Here is a 2496-nt window from a genome sequence, read left to right on the forward strand (position 1 = left end):
GGCCGGGGTCTCCCCGGCCCGCCGCCGTCGTGTGCGGCCCGCGGCGAGGCGTGCCCGCCCCGTGCGCGGGCCTTGACACGGCGTGGGGGCGGGCGCGGAGAATGATAGCGGAAATTGCAACATGGTTGCACTGAGTGCAACTTGCCGTTGTCCGGCCCATCCCAGGAGTTGCCACCCATGCGCGCCGCGCTCGCCACGTTCCATCCCGCGACCACCGACCGGCTTCGTTTCACGCGTCAACTCGGGCTAGACGACGGGTTGCTGTGGGGGCCGACGCTGCCGCCCGACCTGTCCGCGCTCGACTACAAGGCGCTGCTCGACATCCGGGGGCGGTTCGAGGGGGAGGGGCTGTCGCTGTACGCGATCGAGACGCTGCCGGCCGCGTTCATGCGCGACATCATCCTCGGCGGGCCGCGGCGGGATCAGCACCTGGACGAACTGCGCCGCCTGGTCGGGGACATGGGGCGGGCCGGGATCGGGGTGTTCGGGTACAACTGGATGCCGGACGGGGTGTGGCGGACGTCGAACAGCCACCCGCTGCGGGGCGGAGCGAAGGGCACCGCGAGCGTCGCCGCAGACCTCGCCCGCGCGCCGATCGGGCACGGCCGGGAGTTCGGCGAGGACGAGATCTGGGCCAACTACGCCTACTTCCTGCACGCGGTGGTCCCCGAGGCGGAGGCCGCGGGCGTCCGCCTGGCCCTGCACCCCAACGACGCGCCGGTCCCGTCCGTCGGCGGCGTCCCCGCGCTGTTCTCCACCCGCGCCGCCTTCGAGCGCGCGCTCGCGATCGTCGACAGCCCGGCCAACGCGCTCTGCCTGTGCCTCGGCAACTGGGGCGCGATGGGAGAGAAGATCCCCGAGGTGATCCGGGACCTCGGTCCGCGCGGGAAGATCGTCTACGTCCACTTCCAGGCGGTCCAGCAGAACATCCGCGACCACGGCCGCTTCAACGAGTGCTTCGTCGACGAGGCCGACAACGACGCGCTCGACATCATGCTCGCCCTGCACGAGACCGGCTTCGACGGCGTCATGATCCCCGGCCACGTCCCCCAGATGGAGGGCGACGACGAGTGGCGCACCGTGCACTCCTCCTCGACCACCCCCTACACCCACCCCATGGGCGGCCACCGCGCCCGCGCCTTCACCGTCGGCTACCTACGCGGCCTGGCCAAGGCCGTGGAGCGCCTCGCGTGAGCGGGTGGGGGGACGTGGACCCGCAACACGACCCCGTCGTCCGCGGGTTGTCGTGGGACCATCCGCGCGGACATGCGCCGCTCGTGGCGGTGTCGGACGCGTGGGGGCACGCGCGGGGCGTCCGGGTGGAGTGGACGCGCCGCTCGCTGGCGGAGTTCGCGGGCGGCGAACTCGGTTCGTATGCAGGCGAGTTCGACCTCGTGGCCTGCGACCATCCGCTCATCGGGCGTGCCGCCGAGGCCGGTTGGCTGGAGGCCCTGGACGGCGTCCCCGACGTCTACGCCGGTGCCAGCCACCGCAGTTACGTCCACGGCGACCGGCTGTACGCCGCCCCCGTCGACGCCGCCGCCCTCGCGCTCGCCCGCCGCAGCGACCTCCTCGACACCGCGCCCGGCACGTTCGCCGAGCTGCTCGACCTCGCCCGCGACACCGACACGGTGGCCGTCCCGTTCTCCGTCTTCAGCGCGGGCGCAATCTACGCCACCTTCTGCGCCGAGGCCGGCGTCGACCCCTACGGCTCGTCCCCCGACCGGCGGCACGCGCTCGACCGGATCGCCGACCTCGCCCCGTACACCACGGAGCGCGGGTCCACCGACCTGCTGCGGATCGCCGCCACGACGGACGAACTGCACGTCGTGGCCTGGCCGTACGGGTACAGCGTCTACAGCCGGGACGGCGCGATCGGTGCCCCGCTGACGTTCACCGAGGCCCCCTCCTCCGTCCCCGGCGCGCCCTCACGGCCCGTCCTCGGCGGGGTCGGCCTCGGCCTGCTGACCGGCGCACCCGCCCGCACGGAGGCGCTCGACCTGCTGCACCACCTGGTCGGCGCGCCCGCCCAGCGCGGCCTCTACACCGAGGCCGGCGGCCAGCCCGCCCACACCGACGCCTGGCACGACCCCGCCCTCGACCGCCTCACCCGAGGCTTCCACTCCGCCACCCGCGACTCCCTCGACCGCGCCTTCGTCCGCCCGAACGCCCCCTGGTTCGACCGCGCCCAACCCCGCATCGGCCGTGCGGTCCAGGACTTCGCGCGGGGCCGCCGCGACGCGGCCGCGACGCTGGACGCCCTGGAGGGGCTGGTGAAGGACGCGGCCTGACCCGTCCGTACCGCACCCCGGTGGCCCGGCTCCCCGTCGCACGGGGATGCCGCCGAGCCGACCGTGACGATGCCCGGTCTGACGGTGAAGGACAGGTTGTTCACCGCCACCTTCTCGCCGTACCGCTTGGTCAGCCCCGACAGCTCGATCATGCGGCCACGCTAGGGGGACCGTTGGGCCGATGCCACCCGGGCGGTGCAAACAG

General features: G+C 73.6%; 2 protein-coding genes. Both read left to right on the forward strand.

Annotated elements, in window-relative coordinates; genetic code table 11:
* The first annotated feature begins 177 nt into the window (after window positions 1-177).
* A complete protein-coding gene (locus ACFWEG_RS28835) occupies window positions 178-1194 on the forward strand; it encodes a mannonate dehydratase (protein WP_387221014.1) in 1017 nt (338 codons plus the stop codon).
* Between the two features lie 14 nt (window positions 1195-1208).
* Window positions 1209-2291 (forward strand): extracellular solute-binding protein, encoded by a 1083-nt coding sequence (locus ACFWEG_RS28840; protein ID WP_387221016.1) that lies wholly within the window; start codon window positions 1209-1211, stop codon window positions 2289-2291.
* Window positions 2292-2496: the final 205 nt, after the last annotated feature.

Source organism: Streptomyces sp. NPDC060194 (assembly GCF_042728285.1).
Lineage (GTDB): Bacteria > Actinomycetota > Actinomycetes > Streptomycetales > Streptomycetaceae > Streptomyces.

What these genes read in the sequence shown, in the direction of transcription:
- ACFWEG_RS28835 (WP_387221014.1), top strand. Translation starts at nt 178, where the DNA reads ATGCGCGCCGCGCTCGCCACGTTCCATCCCGCGACCACCGACCGGCTT.